The 18,334-nt window shown below is 69.9% G+C and carries 12 protein-coding genes; 9 read left to right on the top strand and 3 right to left on the bottom strand.

Annotated elements, in window-relative coordinates; genetic code table 11:
• Positions 1 to 319 precede the first annotated feature (319 nt).
• The 3 genes from IEZ08_RS37235 to IEZ08_RS37225 all read right to left on the bottom strand — a co-directional run bounded on the left by IEZ08_RS37235 (position 320) and on the right by IEZ08_RS37225 (position 4,432).
• Positions 320 to 1,576, bottom strand: a complete 1,257-nt coding sequence (locus IEZ08_RS37235) for a phosphodiester glycosidase family protein (protein WP_229803926.1) — start codon at positions 1,574 to 1,576, stop codon at positions 320 to 322.
• A 388-nt stretch (positions 1,577 to 1,964) separates the two neighbouring features.
• The gene (locus IEZ08_RS37230; RefSeq protein WP_068921842.1) at positions 1,965 to 3,590 is read right to left on the bottom strand and encodes a PucR family transcriptional regulator; all 1,626 of its coding nucleotides are present in this window, start codon (positions 3,588 to 3,590) and stop codon (positions 1,965 to 1,967) included.
• A gap of 56 nt (positions 3,591 to 3,646) precedes the next feature.
• Positions 3,647 to 4,432 (bottom strand): TetR/AcrR family transcriptional regulator, encoded by a 786-nt coding sequence (locus tag IEZ08_RS37225; RefSeq protein WP_068921843.1) that lies wholly within the window; start codon positions 4,430 to 4,432, stop codon positions 3,647 to 3,649.
• Between the two features lie 55 nt (positions 4,433 to 4,487).
• Here IEZ08_RS37225 and IEZ08_RS37220 point away from each other — a divergent pair, with 55 nt between their 5' ends.
• From IEZ08_RS37220 to IEZ08_RS37180, 9 genes are all read left to right on the top strand, one after another.
• A complete protein-coding gene (locus IEZ08_RS37220) occupies positions 4,488 to 6,032 on the top strand; it encodes an MFS transporter (protein WP_189244053.1) in 1,545 nt (514 codons plus the stop codon).
• A 126-nt stretch (positions 6,033 to 6,158) separates the two neighbouring features.
• Entirely contained in the window at positions 6,159 to 7,457 is a 1,299-nt protein-coding gene (locus IEZ08_RS37215; RefSeq protein WP_068921844.1) for an aspartate aminotransferase family protein, read from the top strand.
• Positions 7,458 to 7,487: 30 nt separating this feature from the next.
• Entirely contained in the window at positions 7,488 to 8,996 is a 1,509-nt protein-coding gene (locus tag IEZ08_RS37210) for a CoA-acylating methylmalonate-semialdehyde dehydrogenase (protein ID WP_068921845.1), read from the top strand.
• A gap of 167 nt (positions 8,997 to 9,163) precedes the next feature.
• On the top strand, positions 9,164 to 10,480 hold the full coding sequence (locus IEZ08_RS37205; protein ID WP_189244052.1) for a type 2 periplasmic-binding domain-containing protein: 1,317 nt from the start codon (positions 9,164 to 9,166) through the stop codon (positions 10,478 to 10,480).
• Positions 10,481 to 10,703: 223 nt separating this feature from the next.
• Complete coding sequence (locus IEZ08_RS37200) at positions 10,704 to 12,002, top strand: saccharopine dehydrogenase family protein (RefSeq protein WP_189244051.1); 1,299 nt, start codon at positions 10,704 to 10,706, stop codon at positions 12,000 to 12,002.
• A 408-nt stretch (positions 12,003 to 12,410) separates the two neighbouring features.
• A complete protein-coding gene (locus tag IEZ08_RS37195) occupies positions 12,411 to 13,388 on the top strand; it encodes an ABC transporter permease (protein WP_068921847.1) in 978 nt (325 codons plus the stop codon).
• Positions 13,389 to 14,228 carry an ABC transporter permease gene (locus IEZ08_RS37190; RefSeq protein WP_068921848.1) on the top strand — a complete coding sequence of 280 codons (840 nt, stop codon included), beginning with the start codon at positions 13,389 to 13,391 and terminating at the stop codon, positions 14,226 to 14,228.
• Positions 14,225 to 16,321: an ABC transporter ATP-binding protein gene (locus IEZ08_RS37185; protein ID WP_068921849.1), complete on the top strand. Its 2,097-nt coding sequence runs from the start codon at positions 14,225 to 14,227 to the stop codon at positions 16,319 to 16,321. The genes IEZ08_RS37190 and IEZ08_RS37185 overlap by 4 nt, the downstream gene beginning before the upstream one ends.
• A gap of 22 nt (positions 16,322 to 16,343) precedes the next feature.
• Positions 16,344 to 18,047: an ABC transporter family substrate-binding protein gene (locus IEZ08_RS37180; protein ID WP_068921850.1), complete on the top strand. Its 1,704-nt coding sequence runs from the start codon at positions 16,344 to 16,346 to the stop codon at positions 18,045 to 18,047.
• The last annotated feature ends 287 nt before the right edge of the window (positions 18,048 to 18,334 follow it).

Genomic DNA, 18,334 nt, shown 5'->3' with positions numbered 1-18,334 from the left:
GATGGTACTGCACTCGGGAGGGTGTGGGAGAGTAGGTCGCCGCCGGACAATCGTTTCGAAAAGGCCCCCGCGTTGCGGGGGCCTTTTCGCGTTTACAGGCCCTTGTTCTCGTGGCCGGCGCGGGTGGCGGCTTCGACGTGGATGCCTATCACGACGTCAGCCACGTCCAGGCGCTGGAGAACCTGGACGGACTGAGGCGCCGCTCGCTGTACCTGGACCGCCTGGAGGCACCATGCCGACGCGGGGGGTCAGCACGGCAGTCAAGACGTTCACGGAGGGCATCACCCCCCGGCGGCCCAGGGTGTTCCCGCACCGACGGTCAGGGGGTGATGAACAGGGCGTCGCCGATGGTCCGTTCCCGGCCGTCGGAGGGACGGTTGATGACCTTGTGGCCGACGACCATCGCGGTGGAGCCGCCGCCGTCGAAGTTGATGGCCTGCTTGGCGCCGAGCCAGCGCATCAGCTGCGCGGCCTCCACCATCGACGCGCCGACGGAGACGCCGGGGTTGCGTCCGTCGACGGTGACCAGGATCAGCCCGCCGGACTTGGTGACGCCGACCATCGTGCGGGGGTGGCGGCGGAGCATCATGTTGACCGAGGCGTGCCCGTCGGCCGCCGCGGTGATCCGGACGCGGCCGTTCCTGACCAGCCCGACGCCACCGCCCATGACGTACGTGTCGGGGGTCAGCGGTACGGCCCGCTGCGTCCGCAGGTCGATGACCTTGGTGTCGAGCTTCACCGTCCACCCCTCCCAGCCGTGCTGGTGCAGCCAGTCGGCCATGGCGCCGGTGCCATGGAGGACGTAGTGGCCGCGGGGGACGGTGCCTCCGGCGGCACGGGCCTTGACGATCCTGCCCTGCGCGTCGACCACGATCTCGGCGCCGCCGTCCGCGGCGGTCTTGGCGCCGAACTCCTCGGTGTAGAGCACCAGTTCCTCCGCCGCGGCGGCCCGGTTGACGCCCTTCACCTCGATCTTCGCGCCGTCCGAGGAGATCACGGTGACCGCGGTCCTCAGCTCGGTGATGCGGGCCTTGCGGCCGGTGATGACGAGCCCGCTGCGGCCGGGGACCCCTTCGCTGAGCAGCTTGCCGCCCACCACCGAGACGCCCACGGGTTCGCCCTGCAGCGCCCTGGCGGTGTGGATGTTGAAGAATCCGCCGTTGACGCCCGCGATGGCCTTGAGGCGCTTGGACATGGAGCTGGTGGTCTCACGCTTGGCGACGCTGACTCCCACGCTGGTCTTGTAGGAGCCCCGGAACGTCCTCGGGTCCACCATCACCACGCGCATCTCCCACGGGCCGGTGGTCTGGTCCCCGTCGTCGCCGAGATAGTCGGTCTTGGCGCGGATGTCGAACTCCTTGAGCTCCTTCACCAGCTTGTCCGCCTTGGCCCGCTGCTTGAACGACCACAGCCCCATCCGGACCATGTACCGCTCGACGGCCGGGGCGTCCGCCGCGGCGGGTTGCACGATCCGCAGGACGCTGGGGGTGAACCCTGCGGCCTCGACCTCCGCGGCCTTCGCCTGGGCGACGGCCAGAGGGCCGTTGTCGTGCCCGTTGGGCATCAGCACCGACACCGTCCATCCCTGAGTGGACTTGCCGTGCATCACATTGAAAAGGTCGACGCCCCGGGCCACCGCACGCTGGCTCCTCAGCGGAGTGGTGCGTTCGCCGAGTGGGAACGCGGAACCGGGGAAAGGCAGGCTCGCCCGTGCTGACCGCTCCGCCTTCTCCGCCTGTTCCGCCTGTGCGGGAAGTGCTGTGGCGGCGAGCACCGCTACCGATAATCCGGCGACAAGACGTCGTGACATATATGTCTCCCCGTTAATGGTCAAACTTCGGTGAACCATCGTTGCGGGATCAACCTAGCGATGTAACCGGAATGCGAGAAATGCATGAAAAAAAGGGCATCTCGCTGGCGCATCCCCGGTGGCTCTTCCCCGGGGTGATCTCAGAGGGGCGATCTCAGATTCGGGGGGCGTCCCTGCGGAAGGACTCCAGCGCCAGCAGGGCGACGTGCAGGGACAGGCAGGACTCGGCGTCGTCGAGGTCGGTGTTGAGGATGCGTTCCAGCCTGCGGAGCCGGTCGTAGAAGGCGGGTCTGGACAGATGGGCCTTCTGCGCCGCGACGGCCTTGTTCCGCCCGGCGTCCAGATAGATGCGGAGGATGCGGGTCAGGTCGCCGCCGCGCTGGGCGTCGTGGGCCAGCAACGGTCCGAGCTCGCGCTCGGCGAAGGTCTGCAGCCGGGCGTCGTCGCGCAGCAGGTGGAGCAGGCCGCGCAGGCGCAGGTCGGGCAGGCGGTAGAAGACCCGGCCGTCGGGCTGCCGGACGGCGACGTCGGCCACCTGCTCGGCCTCCAGGAAGCTGCGCCGTACGTCGCGGACGGAGTCGACCACCGAGCCGGCGGCGAGCACGAACGGGATGGCGAACAGGGCGCGCAGGCGCTCGGACAGGGAGTTGAGGGCCGGCTCGGCGAACGTCCGCGGGGGCAGGGGGAGCAGGACGCCGACGCGGTTCTGGTCGAGGGCGCCGACCAGGGCCGGCAGGCGGGCGTCACGGCAGGCGGCGGCGGTGGCGTCGGCCAGCTCGCCGAGCCGGGCGAGCTGCTCCTGCCCGTCCGGTGTGCCCTCGGGGGACTCCGCCAGGCGGAGCACCACGCTGATCAGCTTGCGTCCGGTGAGGGGCACGCCGACCGCGCGGGCACGGGCCGCGGCCTCGTCGGGATCGGCGTAGGCGTGGGTGAGGATGCCGGTGATGATCGTGCCGTGGGCCTGGCGCTCCAGTGACTCCTGGTGCCGTTCCAGCAGGCGGCCCAGGGCCAGGGTGGTCGCCGCGCGCTCGGCGAGCACGATGTCGCGGGGGCTGGGCTCCGCGTCGCACAGCAGGATCAGCCGGCCCCAGTCCTGTCCGCGAGCGCCGACCACGGTGACCAGCCAGCCGGAGGCGGCGTCGTAGGCGGTGCGCTGCTGGAACGTCACCCCGCGGGAGCGGCTCTCCCAGCTCGCCAGCAGCGTGCCGGTGTCGCGCCCGGCGCTCTCGCAGGCGAGGACCTGGTGGGCCAGGTTCTCCAGCAGCACGGGACGGCCGGAGAGCCGGGCGACCTGGCCGAGAACCTCGGCCGGGGACGCGCCCTCGACCGACAGCTCGGTGAAGACCTCGTGGAGCTGCTCGGAGGCGCGCAGCTCCTCCAGCTGGCGATCGATGATCCGGGCGTGGACCGACTCGGTGATCTGCACGAACGGGGTCTCACGGGCCAGGGTGATCACCGGCAGGCCGTGCTCCTCGGCGGTGTCGACCACGCACCGGGGGAGTTCCCCGACGAATTTGCGGCCCAGCTCCACGATGAGCCCGGAGGCGCCGACCGAGGCCAGTTCGGCGACGTAGGCGGCGAGCTTGTCGGGCTCGTCGGGAAGGGCGATGCCGGTGGTGAGCACCAGTTCGCCGCCGCGCAGCAGGTGGGCGATGTCGGTGACCTCGCCGACGTGGACCCAGCGCACACGGGTGTCCAGCCGGTCGGTGCCGGCGACGACGCGGGGGTTTCCCCTGCGGACGGTGTCGAGGGCGAGGACGTCGGCGATGGTGGGCAGCACTCACCGAGGATAGCCGAGGATATCTATGCAGAATGTAACTACAACTACTTGGTGTCTTACATCATGTTTTTGGCTGATTCGTCATGATCTGCCGTGGTGGAGGGGGCCTCGAAGCGCCTGTTGTCGTCCCGGCCCGCCGCGAGCCGCGCCCGGAGCCCGTCGAGGAGGCAGGTCAGGCCGAAGTCGAAGGCGAGCGCCTGGACAGCCTCGGGGTTGCGCTCCTGGTGCTCCTCGAAGCGCTCGATGAGTTCCGGGTAGTCGCGGGCGGCCCGGTGGACCGTCTCCCGCATGGCCGCGTCCAGTTCCTCGCCGGTCAGTCCCGAGCGTTCGCGGAGGGTGCGCCAGGCGATCTCGGGCCCGGTCCATCCGAGGACGAAGGCCAGGACGGTGGAGAGCGTGTAGTCCAGCAGCGGGCCCTCGAAGCCCGCCCGCTCGAAGACCTTCTGCATCCGCGCGGACAGGTCCATCGCGTGGGGGCCGAGGGAGGGCCTGCTCCCGATGAGGGGGATCACCCACGGATGCTCGAAGAGCGTCGCGCGCAGGCCGTACGCGAAGATCGAGACCATGTCGTCCCAGCTGGTCACCTCGGGGTCGGGGAGCGGGACCTGGCCGTAGACCTCGTCCATGACGAGCTCCAGCAGCTCGTCCTTGTGCGCGATGTGCCAGTAGAGGCTGGTGGCGCCGGAGCCCAGCTTCGCGCCCAGGCGGCGCATGCTCAGGGCGTCGACCCCCTCGGCGTCCAGGATCTCCATGGCCGCGCGGACGATCTGGTCGCGGCTCAGTCCGGGGTTCTTGGCGGGCCGGGGCTCGCGGGTCCACACCGAGGTGAAGGGCTCTCTCACGATTCCAGCATAAATCCACTCGCACACTGTTCGATGAGTGTCGTACGCTGTGCGGGTGGAATCGAACACTGTGCGATCCGAATCGAACGATGTCCGAGACGAGCGGGATCCGCGCCGCTGGTGGATCCTGGGCGTCCTCTGTCTGAGCCTGCTGGTCCTGGTGGTGGACAACACCGTCCTCAATCTGGCCATCCCGTCCCTGATGACCGACCTGGGCGCCAGTCCCGCGGACATCCAGTGGATCCTCGACGCCTACATCCTGGTCTTCGCGGGCCTGCTGCTCACCGCCGGCAGCCTCTCCGACCGGTACGGCCGCCGCCGCTTCCTGATCATCGGCCTGGTGCTGTTCGGCGGGGCCTCGGCGCTGGCCCCGCTGGCCGCCGAGCCGTGGCACCTGATCGCGGTGCGTGCGCTGATGGGCGTCGGCGGTTCCATCCTCATGCCGAGCACCCTGTCCATCCTGATCACCGTCTTCGACGAGGGGGAGCGGCGCAAGGCCATCGCGGCGTGGAGCGCCGTGGCCATGGTCGGGGTGATCGCCGGGCCCACCCTGGGCGGCTTCCTGCTGGATCACTACGGGTGGAGCTCCGTCTTCCTGATCAACGTGCCCGTCGCGCTCGTGGCCGTCGTGGCGGCGGTCCTGCTGATGCCCGAGTCGCGCGGTCCGGGCCGGCGGCTCGACCCGCTCGGCGTCCTGCTGTCCGTCACGGGCATGAGCGCGCTGGTCTTCGTGGTCATCTCCGTTCCCGCCGACGGCTGGACCGCGCCCTCCGTGCTGGCCGCCGCGGCCCTGGCCGTCCTGGCGCTCGGCGCCTTCGTGATCTGGGAGCGCCGCGCCGAGCACCCGATGCTCCCGCTGGAGCTCTTCCGTGACCGGAACTTCAGCGGGGCCTCGTTCTCCATCGTGCTGCTGTCGTTCGGCACCGGCGCCCTGCTGCTGATGCTCACCCAGTACCTGCAGTTCGTGCTGGGCTACGACCCGATGAAGGCCGGGCTCGCGCTGCTGCCGTACGCGGTGGCCGCCGCGCTGTTCAACGCGGTCGGCGCGGGACTCGGGCAGAAGGTCAGCAACCGCACGCTCATGGCGGCCGGTCTGGGCGTCATGGCGCTCAGCTTCGGCGTGCTCGCCTTCATGACCGCCGAGAGCGGGTACGGCATGCTGATCACCGGTCTGCTGATCATGGGGGTCGGCGGCGGCCTGGCGGGCCCGGCGGCCTACACGACCCTGATGGGCGCGGTGCCGCCCGCGCACGCGGGGGTCGGCTCGGCGCTGAACGACACCGTCCAGCAGGTCGGCATGGCGCTGAGCGTCGCCGTGCTCGGCAGCGTGCTCGCCGGGGTCTACACCTCCTCCATGCCGGCGGACGCGCCCGCGGCCGCCCGTGACTCGATCGCCGGCGCGCACCGGCTCGGGGATCCCGCCCTGGTCGCGGCCGCCGACGAGTCGTTCGTCTCGGCCATGTCGTTCGGCTCCTGGGTGGGCGTCGCCTTCTGCCTGGCGGCGGTCGTCCTGGCCCTGGCGGTGATCCGCCCCGTGCCGAAGCCCCCGGCGGGTCAGGGCGCGGAGCAGGCCGCCGAGCCCTCCGGCATCCCGGGCTGATCCGGCGCAAGCCTGGTGACAGCCGTCACGCGGCCGCCGCTCATCCTGACAACATGACGGGTTTGTGTCTCATCTCCCGACAGGTTGGCGGTAGGAGCGGTGGCCGCGAACCGACATACTCGATGCATGTCGGACCTTCTTGCGCGCCACCGGGCGGTCATGCCCAACTGGGTGGCCCTCTACTACAACGAGCCCATCGAGATCGCCGGTGGCAAGGGCAACCGGGTCGTCGACGCGTCGGGCAAGAGCTACCTGGACTTCTTCGCGGGCATCCTGACCAACATGATCGGGTATGACGTGCCCGAGGTCCGCGAGGCCGTCGAGCGGCAGATCGCCACCGGCGTCGTGCACACCTCCACCGTCTACCTCCTGCGGGGCCAGATCGAGCTGGCCGAGAAGATCGCCAAGCTCTCCGGGATCGAGAACGCGAAGGTCTTCTTCACCAACTCCGGCACCGAGGCCAACGAGACGGCCCTGCTGCTGGCGACCTACGCGCGCAGGTCCGACCAGGTTCTGGCCATGCGGCAGAGCTACCACGGCCGCAGCTTCGGCGCGCTCGGCGTGACCAGCAACCGCTCCTGGAAGAACAACTCGCTCTCGCCGCTGAACGTGCACTTCCTGCACGGCGCCGACCGGCACCTCACCCAGTTCCGCGGCCTGTCGGACGCCGACTACATCACGGCCTGCGTCGAGGACCTGCGCCACGTGCTGTCCACCGCGGTCGGCGGCGACGTCGCCGCACTGATCGCCGAGCCGATCCAGGGCGTGGGCGGATTCACCATGGCCCCCGACGGCCTGTTCGCCGCCTACAAGGAGGTCCTCGACGAGCAGGGCATCCTGTTCATCTCGGACGAGGTGCAGACCGGCTGGGGCCGTACCGGCTCGGCCTTCTTCGGCATCCAGAACCACGGCGTCACGCCGGACATGATGACCTTCGCCAAGGGGCTCGGCAACGGCTTCGCGGTCGGCGGCGTCGTGGCCCGGGGCGACCTGATGGACGGCCTGCACGCCACCGGTCTGGCGACCTTCGGCGGCAACCCGATCTCCATGGCCGCCGCCAACGCCACCCTCGACTACGTCCTCGACCACGACCTCCAGGCCAACGCGGCCCGGACCGGCACGCTGATCATCGACGGGCTCCGCGAGGCCGCCGCGCGCCTGCCGATCGTCGGCGACGTGCGCGGCAAGGGCCTGATGTTCGCCGTCGAGCTGGTCGACCCCGCCACCGGCGCGCCCTCCCCGGCGCTCGCGGCCCGGTTCATGGAGGAGACGAAGAAGGCCGGTCTCCTGGCGGGCAAGGGCGGCCTGCACGGCAACGTGCTGCGCATGGCGCCGCCGCTCACGCTGACGACGGAGGAGGCCGCCGAGGGCCTCGGGATCATCGTCGCCGCACTCGAAGTCATCAACGCGGAAGCCGCGCGGTAGGCGCACGGCGAACGCGCAAGGAGCACAACGATCGTGAAGAACGTCACCCACTGGATCAACGGGACCCCCGTCGAGGGCACGGCCCGCACCTCCGAGATCTTCAACCCGGCGACGGGGGAGGTGAGCGGGCGGGTCCACCTGGCCTCGGCCGCGGAGGTGGACGCGGCCGTGGCCGCCGCCGTGGCCGCTTGGCCCGCCTGGAGGGACTCCTCGCTGGTCAAGCGGGCACAGGTACTGTTCCGCTTCCGCGAGCTGATGTACGCCCACCGCGACGAGCTCGCCGCGCTGATCAGCGCCGAGCACGGCAAGGTCCACTCCGACGCGCTCGGCGAGGTGGCCCGGGGCCTGGAGGTGGTGGAGTTCGCCTGCGGGATCCCGCACCTGCTCAAGGGCGGTTTCTCCGAGGGCGTCTCCACCCGGGTCGACTCCTACTCGATCCGCCAGCCGCTCGGTGTGGTGGCCGGGATCACCCCGTTCAACTTCCCGGCCATGGTGCCGATGTGGATGTTCCCCATCGCCGTCGCCTGCGGCAACGCGTTCGTGCTCAAGCCGTCCGAGCGGGACCCGTCGGCGTCGCTGCTGATGGCCCGGCTCTGGAAGGAGGCGGGGCTGCCCGACGGGATCTTCAGTGTCGTCCAGGGCGACAAGGAGGCCGTGGACCGGCTGCTGGAGCACCCGGACGTCAAGGCGGTATCGTTCGTCGGCTCGACCCCCATCGCCAGGTACGTCTACGAGACCGGCACCTCCCACGGCAAGCGGGTCCAGGCGCTCGGCGGCGCCAAGAACCACATGCTGGTCCTGCCCGACGCCGACCTCGACCTGGTCGCGGACTCCGCCGTCTCGGCGGGCTTCGGCTCGGCGGGGGAGCGCTGCATGGCGATCTCCGTCGTGCTGGCGGTGGACCCGGTCGGCGACGAGCTCGTCGGGAAGATCGTCGAGCGGGTGGAGAAGCTGGTCGTCGGCCCCGGCGACGACCCGAAGTCCGAGATGGGCCCGCTGGTCACCGGGGTCCACCGCGACAAGGTCGCCTCCTACCTGGACCTCGGCGTCGCCGAGGGCGCCACGCTGGTGGTGGACGGCCGCAGGACCCAGGTCCTCGGCGGCACCACGGCGGAGGAGACCCCCGGCTTCTGGCTCGGTCCCACCGTGCTGGACCACGTCCGCCCCGGCTCGCGGGTGCACACCGACGAGATCTTCGGCCCGGTCCTGTCGATCGTGCGGGTCTCCTCCTACGAGGAGGGCCTGGAACTGATCAACGGCGGCGAGTACGGCAACGGCACCGCGATCTTCACCAACGACGGCGGCGCCGCCCGGCGCTTCCAGAACGAAGTGGAGGTCGGCATGGTCGGCATCAACGTGCCGATCCCGGTGCCGATGGCGTTCTACAGCTTCGGCGGCTGGAAGGCCTCCCTGTTCGGGGACACCCACGTCCACGGCACCGAGGGCGTGCACTTCTACACCCGCGGCAAGGTCGTCACCTCGCGCTGGCTCGACCCGAGCCACGGCGGCGTCAACCTCGGGTTCCCCACGAACGGGTGACTCCGCCGGTTTCATGGTGACTCCGCCGGCCCCGCGAGGTTCCGCCGCCGGGGGCGGGCCTCGCGGACGCCGGGTCAACCGCTGGTCAGGCCGGGGTCATCCGGAGGTTTTGCGGGGCCGGTAGGCTCCCAGGGATACCGGACGGCGGGGTGGCGAGGGGGTTTTCCGTGGGCAGGGAGAGGCTTCGCCGTACACGGCTGGCGGTGCTCGCCGGAGCGGGGACCCTGGCACTCACGGCCTGCGCCACGGGGATCGACGACGCCCGGCCCGTGGCCGGACCCGGGGACGCCGGGAAGCCGTCCGGCACGGCCTCCCTCACCCCGCGCTCTCCCGCGTCCGGCTCCGCTTCCCCCGCCCCCACTCCACGATCCTCCGGCCCCGCCTCTCCCACCCCGCACTCCTCCGAATCCGCCTCTCCCGCTCCGGACGGCGGCCCGAGCCCCACGCCCTCAGCGTCCATCGGCCCGTCCGAGGGCACGTTGCGGGTGCTCACCTTCCAGGGGCACGTCGAGTACGGCGGGGCGAGCCCGGAGGTCAACTGGGTGACGGCGTTCGAGCGGGACAGCGGATGCCGGGTCGCGACGCTCGACCGGGTCCGGACGAGCGAGGAGATGGAGGCCAAGCTCGACGCCGGCGCCTACGACGTCATCTCGCCCTCTCCCGACCTGGCCGGGGCGCTGATCGCCGAGGGTCGCGCGGCTCCGGTCGACACCGCTCTCGTCAAGGGCTACAACGACATCCCGGCGCGGCTGCGGGAACTGCCCGCTCTGCGGTCAGGAGACAGGGTCTACGGCGTCCCCTATCTGTGGGGGGTCAACCAGGTCGTCCACGGTGGGGGCCGCTACGGCGGTCCCCGGGCCCTCTACACGGCCGGTCCGGCGGCGATCAGGGACACCCCGCTGAGCATCGCCGACGCCGCGCTCGTGCTCAAGGAGACCGAGCCCGCCCTCGGGATCGACGACCCGTTCCAGCTCACCCCGGAGCAGCTCGGCGCGGCGGAGAAGCTGCTGGCCGAGCGGGACGGCGCCGACCGGGTCTACTGGCGGGACCCGATCGAGCTGATCCGGGCCATCGCGGGTGGATCGGTGCGGCTGGCGCAGGCGTGGCCGTACCACGCCGATCTCTTCGAACGCGCGAAGAGGCCGGTGCGGACCTTCGGTGGGGTGCCCATGACCGGATGGGCCGACTCCTGGATGCTCACGGCCGAGCCGGCCAGCCCGAACTGCGCCTACCGGTGGCTGAACTGGGTCACCTCTCCCGAGGTGCAGAGCTCGGTCGCCGCCTGGACGGGGCTGGCCCCGGCCAACCCCGAGGGCTGCACCGGCCGGGCCCGAGCGGTCTGCGACCTTTACCGTCTCAAGGATGAGAGCTGGTCGCGGCGTGTTTTCTTTGCCGCTCGCCCATCGCGCGATTGCGGTGGCCTTGAGGGGGAATGCACTGACTACACCGACTGGGTGAGCCGCTGGCGGAAGCTGGTGGGCTGACCCGGCCGAGATCGGCCAGCCGCGGGCACGCCCGTCCCCCCGCTGGGCGTCGCCTGCCAGGGGTGCTCCGGGCGCTCCCCCGACCCCGGAGCGCCCCGCCCCTGCGCCGTCCCCCTGGATCACCACGGTTTCCGTGGCCTGTCCTCCTGTACGCGATGGATTCGGTGGAAAAATCATGGTGGCGCTATTGGCTGGTCAGTCAGTCAGTGGATAGAGTCCCGCCATGAGAATCCTTCTTGTGGGAGCCGGCGGCGTCGGCTCCGCCGTCGTTCCGATCGCCGCCCGCCGAGATTTCTTCGAACACATCGTGGTGGCGGACTATAAACAGAGCCGTGCCGCCGAGGTGGTGGCTACGATCGGGGACCCGCGCTTCAGCGCGATCGAGCTCGACGCCTCCGACCAGGCGGCCGTCGAGGCCGCTCTCGCCGAGCACCGCTGCGACGTGCTGTTCAACGCCGTCGATCCGCGCTTCACCATGCAACTGTTCCGGGCGGCCCTGAACACCGGCGCGCACTACCTGGACATGGCGATGTCCCTGTCGCGGCCCCACCCGCACAAGCCGTACGAGCTTCCCGGGATCAAGCTGGGCGACGAGCAGTTCGCCATGGACGGCGCCTGGCGCGACTCCGGCAGGCTGGCCCTGGTGGGCATGGGCGTGGAGCCGGGCCTGGCCGACGTGTTCGCCCGCTACGCCGCCGACCACCTGTTCTCCGAGATCGAGGAGGTCGGCGTCCGCGACGGGTCGAACCTGGTGGTGGAGGGCTACGACTTCGCGCCGACCTTCTCCATCTGGACGACCATCGAGGAGTGCCTCAACCCGCCGGTGGTCTGGGAGAACGGGACCTGGCGCACGACCGAGCCGTTCAGCGAGCCGGAGGTGTTCGACTTCCCCGAGGGCATCGGCCCGGTCGAGTGCGTGAACGTCGAGCACGAAGAGGTCCTGCTGGTCCCGCGCTGGGTCGACGCCAAGCGGGTGACGTTCAAGTACGGCCTGGGCCAGGAGTTCATCAGCGTCCTGAAGACCCTGCGCAAGCTCGGCCTGGACAGCGCGGACAAGATCCGGGTCGGCGGGGTCGAGGCCGCCCCGCGTGACGTGGTCGCGGCCCGGCTTCCCGACCCGGCCACGCTCGGCGACCGGATGCGGGGCAAGACCTGCGCCGGGACCTGGGTGAAGGGCACCGGCAAGGACGGCGCGCCGCGCGAGGTGTACCTGTACCACGTGGTCGACAACGAGTGGTCCATGCGCGAGTACGGTTCCCAGGCCGTGGTCTGGCAGACGGCCGTGCACCCCGTGGTCGCGCTGGAGCTGCTGGCCACCGGAGTCTGGTCCGGCACCGGCGTGCTGGGACCGGAGGCGTTCGACGCGGTGCCGTTCCTGAACCTGCTGAACGAGTACGGCTCCCCGTGGGGGATGCGCGAGGAGACCCCCGGGACCGGGAAGGCCCGGCAGGAGGAGGGCGCGCGCGAGGCCGGGCGGATCCCCGAGGTGGCGCAGCGGCACGACGTGCTTCTCTCCGCCTGATCTCAGGGGAGCGGCGGCCCCGGCTCGGTGCGTGACGGTGGCCCCGCCCCGTGACGGCGGGTTCCGCTGACCCCCGTACCGATCCATCCGCTGACCCATGAGGGCGGTGACCAGGCAATCCGGTCACCGCCCTCAGTCGTGCGCGGACAACCGATGTATACGGCGCCGCCGATCAGGTGGCGAACACCACATCGCCCGCGATCCTCGTTGTGTTACAGGATCCGGACACTGTTACGCCTGATCGTTACATGAGACGTCCTATCTTTGCCGTACTCGCAGGTATCGTTTCGAACATCCCGGATTAAACCGTTAAAACGGGATCAATCGTGCATTCACCTGGGCTTCGGCATGCCCGTATACCGGACTGCCGCGCTGCCCCGCACTCTCGGCGATCACGAGGGGAGGACGATGGGCGCCTACCTGCTGAAGCGGCTGATCAGCAACGTCCTGCTGGTGGCGATCGCCGCGAGCATGGCCTACTTCCTCGCCGCGACCAGCCTCAATCCGCGCGCCAAGTACGAAGGCCGGCAACCTCCGGTGGCGGAGGCGATCGTCGACGCGACGCTGGACGACTACAACCTCAACGACAAGACACCGGTCTTCGAGCGGTACGTCACCTGGGCCTCCGGGGTCGTCACCGGTGACCTGGGCAAGACCTGGGACGGCAAGTCCGTCAACGACGAGATGGGCCGCCGCATCGGTGTCAGCCTGCGGCTGCTGCTCATCGGCACGATCGTCGGCTGCGTCGTCGGCGTCACCGTCGGCGCCTACGCCGCGGTCAAGCAGTACCGGCTGAGTGACCGGGTGATCGGGGTGAGCGCCTTCGTCATCATGGCGGTCCCGGTCTTCGTCCTCGCGACGATGCTCACCCTGGTCGCGGTGGGGATCAACGACACCCTCGGGTTCACGCTCCTGGAGTACACCGGCGAGTACAACCCGGCGCTCAGTGGCTGGGACCAGTTCACCAACCGGCTCAACCACCTGATCCTGCCGACGATCTCCCTCGCCCTCGGGCAGATCGCCTTCTACAGCCGGATCCAGCGGAACATGATGCTCGACGTGCTGGGCCAGGACTTCGTCCGGACCGCCCGCGCCAAGGGACTCAGCCGCAGGACCGCGCTGTTCAAGCACGCGCTGCGGACCTCGCTGGTCCCGGCGGCGACCTACTTCGCCTTCGCGTTCGGCACGCTGCTGACCGGCGCGACCTTCACCGAGAAGATCTTCGGCTGGCACGGCATGGGCGCCTGGCTCGTCGACTCGATCCACTCCCACGACACCAACGCGGTCGCCGCGGTGAGCCTGTTCGCCGCCGTCTGCGTGCTGGTGGCCGGTTTCCTCTCGGACCTGATCGTGGCGGCCCTCGACCCCCGGGTGCGGGTGAGCTAGATGCGTTCCAAAGTCACTCTTGCCCGTCTGGCGCGGAACCCCCAGGCCCGCTACGGCCTGCTCGCGCTGGTCCTGCTCCTGGCGCTGGCCTACATCGGCCCGTTCCTCGGTCCCTACGACTGGACCGACAAGGACTTCATGGCCTTCCTCTCGCCGCCCTCGGCCGACCACTGGTGGGGCACCACCCAGATCGGCCAGGACGTCTACGCGGTCACGCTGCGCGGCATGCAGAAGTCGATCGTCATCGGCTTCCTCGTGGCCCTCGTCTCCACCGGCCTGGCCGCCCTGGTCGGCGCCGCCGCCGGCTACTTCGGCGGCTGGGTGGACAAGGCCCTGATGTGGGGGGCGGACCTGCTGCTCGTGCTGCCCAGCTTCCTGATCATCGCGATCATCTCGCCGAGGCTCAAGGGCGGTTCCTGGCTCTGGTTCGTGCTCCTGCTCGCGCTCTTCTCCTGGATGATCACCTCCCGGGTGGTCCGGAGCATGACGCTCTCGCTGCGGGAGCGTGAATTCGTGCTGGCAGCCCGGTACATGGGCATCCCCGGCTGGAAGATCATCCTCCGGCACATCGTGCCGAACCTCTCCTCGCTGCTGATCATCGACGCCACCATCAACGTCAGCGGCGCGATCATCGGCGAGGCCGCCCTCTCGTTCTTCGGGTTCGGCATCCAGCCGCCCGACGTCTCGCTGGGCACGCTCATCGCCGCCGGGAGCAGCAAGGTCACGGGTTACCCCTGGCTGTTCCTCTTCCCGGCCGGTCTGCTCGTGCTGCTGGTGCTCAGCGTCAACCTCATCGGCGACGGCCTGCGCGACGCGCTCGACCCGGGGAGCACCAAGTGACCGAGCCGACCACCGGGCGCGACGCGCCCATCCTCGAGGTCAGCGACCTCAACGTCACCTTCCGCGGCGGCATCAAGGCCGTGCGCGGCGTGAGCTACCGGCTGAACCGGGGCGAGATCCTCGGCATCGTCGGCGAGTCCGGCTCCGGCAAGTCCGTCACCTCGCTCGCGGTGATGGGCCTGCTCCCGGAGGGCACCGAGATCAGCGGCTCCGTCAGGCTGCACGGCAAGGAGCTGATCGGCGCGCGGGAGGAGGAGCTCACCCGGCTCCGCGGCAAGAGCGTCAGCATGATCTTCCAGGATCCGCTCTCCGCCTTCACCCCCGTCTACACCATCGGCGACCAGATCGCCGAGGCCGTGCGGATCCACCAGAAGGTCGGCAAGGACCAGGCCGCCAGGCGCGCCGTCGAACTGCTGGACCTGGTCGGCATCCCGCGTCCGGACCTGCGGGCCAAGGCGTTCCCGCACGAGTTCTCCGGCGGCATGCGCCAGCGCGCGATGATCGCCATGGCCATCGCCAACGACCCCGACGTGCTGATCTGCGACGAGCCGACCACCGCGCTCGACGTCACCATCCAGGCCCAGGTCCTGGAGGTGCTCAAGACCGCGCAGCGGGAGACCGGCGCCGGGATCGTGATGATCACACACGACCTGGGCGTCGTCGCGGGCCTGGCCGACCGGGTGCTGGTGATGTACGCCGGCAAGCCCGTCGAGACGGGCACCGTGGAAGAGATCTACTACCGTCCGCGGCAGCCGTACACGATGGGCCTGCTCGCCTCGATCCCGCGCATGGATCGCCCGACCGAGCGGCTGATCCCGATCGAGGGCAACCCACCCTCGCCCGCGGCGCTCCCGCCGGGCTGCCCGTTCGCGCCGCGCTGCCCGCTCAAGGTCGAGGCGTGCGACGACGCCGAGCCCGAGCTGGAGCGGATCGGCACCGGCGGGCGCATGTCGGCCTGCATCCGCTCGCACGAGATCGATCTCAAGGGCCTGGACGGCGCGACCGTCTACCCGGTCCCGGAGGCCCCTGCGCAGCGGGAGGAGCGCAGGCCGCGCGCCGAGCGGGAGACCGTGCTGAAGGTGGACGACCTGGTCCGGCACTACCCGCTCATGAAGGGCGCGGTCTTCAAACGCCAGGTCGGCACCGTGCACGCGGTGGACGGCATCAGCTTCGACATCGCCCAGGGGGAGACGCTCGCCCTGGTCGGCGAGTCGGGCTGCGGCAAGACCACCACGCTCCAGCAGATCATGCAGCTGCAGGCCCCGCAGGGCGGCACGGTCGTGGTGCTCGGCAAGGACAGCGCGAAGCTGGGCAAGGCTGAGCGCAAGGAGCTCCGCAGGGACCTGCAGATCGTCTTCCAGGACCCGATGGCCGCGCTCGACCCGCGCATGCCGGTCGGCGACATCCTCGCCGAGCCGCTGCGCGCGCACGGGTACAAGGACGCCAAGGCCGTCAGGGCCAGGGTCGCCGAGCTGCTCACCCTGGTCGGCCTGGCGCCCGAGCACGCCGAGCGCTACCCGCAGCACTTCTCCGGCGGCCAGCGCCAGCGCATCGGCATCGCGCGCGCCCTGGCGCTGGAGCCGAAGCTGATCGTGCTGGACGAGCCGGTCTCGGCCCTGGACGTGTCCATCCAGGCGGGTGTGATCAACCTGCTGGAGGACCTGAAGGCCCGGCTGGGCCTGTCCTACCTGTTCGTGGCGCACGACCTGTCGGTGGTCCGGCACCTCGCCGACCGGGTCGCGGTCATGTACCTCGGCAAGATCGCCGAGATCGGCGCGGTGGACGAGGTGTACGGCGCGCCCGCGCACCCCTACACGCGGGCGCTGCTGTCGGCGATCCCGCTCCCCGATCCCGAGCTGGAGCGCTCCCGCACGCGCATCCTGCTCGAGGGCGACCTGCCCAGCCCCGCAGACCCCCCGTCGGGCTGCCGCTTCCGCACCCGCTGCCCCAAGCGCGCCCTGCTGGGTGAGGCCGAGGCACGCAAGTGCGACGAGGTGGAGCCCACCGTCGAACGGCTCGCGCCCGCCGGAGACCACGGCGCCGCCTGCCACTACCCCGAGAGCACCGAGGCCGTCGCGGCCCCGGGTGTGTGACATCCCCGTGTTGGAGGAACACATGAAGGTTGGCTACAAGGCCGCCGCTGGAGCCGCGCTCCTGGCCATGGCCCTCACCGCCTGCGGCGGCGCCGCCGACAAGCCCAAGGCCGCCTCGACCGAGGCCGCCAAGGAGGCCGCGGCGCAGCTCCCGGGCAGCACCATCAACGCCGTCCCCTACGAGCAGGTCGCCGACGGCGGCACCCTGACGCTGGCACTCAGCTCGTGGCAGGCGAACTGGAACTACAACCAGGTCAACGGCACCCACGACAACACCGACAACGTCATGGAAGCCGTCATGCCGAGTGTCTTCCTCTCCGACGACAAGGCCGACGTCAACAACCACCCGGACTACGTGACCGAGTGGAAGATGGAGATCAAGGACGGCGTCCAGGTCGTCACCTACAAGATCCACGAGAAGGCCACCTGGTCGGACGGGACGCCGATCACCTACAAGGACTTCCAAGCGCAGTGGAAGGCCCTCAACGGTTCGGACAAGAAGTACCAGGTCTCCTCGACCGACGGCTACGACCGGGTCAAGTCGGTGGAGAAGGGCGCCACCGACAAGGACGTCGTGGTGACCTTCGAGAAGAACTACCCGGACTGGAAGGGCATGTTCTCGCCGCTCTACCCGGCGTTCACCAACTCCGATCCCGAGGCGTTCAACAAGGGCTGGGTCGGCAAGATCCCGGTCACCGCCGGTCCGTTCAAGGTCGAGAAGCTCGACGAGACCACCAAGACCGTCACCCTCGTCCGCGACGACAACTGGTGGGGCCGCAAGGCCAAGCTCGACAAGGTGCTCTTCCGGGCCATCGAGGACGGCGCGACGATGAACGCCTTCGCCAACGGTGAGATCGACGCCTTCGAGATCCCGGCCAACGCCTCCGACCTCAAGCGGGCCAAGGAGGTGCCGAACGTCGACATCCGCAAGGCGGCGGCCCCGAACTGGCGCCACTTCACCGTCAACGGCTCGGCCGAGCTGCTGAAGGACAAGTCGGTCCGCCAGGCCATCGCCATGGGCATCAACCGTGAGACGATCGCCGCGTCCGACCTCAAGGACATGGACTGGCCGATCCAGACCCTCGGCAACCACCTGTACATGAACACCCACAAGGGGTACGTGGACAACTCCGGCGAGGTCGGCAAGTACAACCCGGAGAAGGCCAAGCAGCTCCTGGACGCCGCGGGCTGGAAGCAGGAAGGCGAGTACCGCAAGAAGGACGGCAAGGAGTTCGCCATCCGCTTCACCTACCCGTCTTCGATCGCCGTCGCCAAGCAGGAGGGTGAGCTCACCCAGGCGATGCTGAAGGAGATCGGCGTCAAGGTCAACGTTGAGCCGGTCCCGGACGACAAGTTCTTCGACGACTACGTCATCCCCGGCAACTTCGACATCGCGCCGTTCTCCTGGCTGGGCACGCCGTTCCCGAACGGCGCCCTGCCGCAGATCTACAAGACGCCGGTGAGCGCCGAGAACTACGGCAGCAACTTCCCGCGCGTCGGCACCCCCGAGCTGGACGCCCTGATCGAGCAGGCGGCTGGCGAGATGGACCCGCAGAAGGCCATCGACCTGGGCAACCAGGCCGACAAGCTGATCTGGGACCTGGTCCACACCATTCCGATGTACCAGCGTCCGAGCATCTACGCGGCCAAGAAGAACCTGGCCAACTACGGCGCCTTCGGTTACGCCGACCCGAAGGACTGGACCGCCGTCGGCTTCACCAAGTAAGTCCGGGCGAGCCCATCCGGCTCGCCTCCGCGTGCCCTTCCCCGATCCGGCGGGGGAGGGCACGTCCCTTTTCCGGCGGCGGCCGTACGGCACCGCGCGCCCCGACGGCCGTACGGCCGCCGTGCCCCCGAGCGGACCTCCGTACGGTCCCCGGAGACCCTGGGAGAAGCCCCTAGGGCGTGTCGTCAAAGTTGCTGGACCTGGGGCAACATGAAGGCGTGGTACGTCGCTACGAACTGACCGATGCCGAATGGCAGGCGCTGGAACCGCTGCTGCCCCGATCGGTG

This window comes from Planobispora rosea (assembly GCF_014648175.1).
Lineage (GTDB): Bacteria > Actinomycetota > Actinomycetes > Streptosporangiales > Streptosporangiaceae > Planobispora > Planobispora rosea.
Note: the sequence above shows the minus strand (reverse complement) of the source record. Positions and strands in the feature narration are given on the sequence as shown.

Coding starts and splice junctions, on each gene's coding strand:
- IEZ08_RS37200 (WP_189244051.1), top strand. CDS start 10,704: ATGAGAATCCTTCTTGTGGGAGCCGGCGGCGTCGGCTCCGCCGTCGTT.
- IEZ08_RS37190 (WP_068921848.1), top strand. CDS start 13,389: ATGCGTTCCAAAGTCACTCTTGCCCGTCTGGCGCGGAACCCCCAGGCC.
- IEZ08_RS37215 (WP_068921844.1), top strand. CDS start 6,159: ATGTCGGACCTTCTTGCGCGCCACCGGGCGGTCATGCCCAACTGGGTG.
- IEZ08_RS37180 (WP_068921850.1), top strand. CDS start 16,344: ATGAAGGTTGGCTACAAGGCCGCCGCTGGAGCCGCGCTCCTGGCCATG.
- IEZ08_RS37195 (WP_068921847.1), top strand. CDS start 12,411: ATGGGCGCCTACCTGCTGAAGCGGCTGATCAGCAACGTCCTGCTGGTG.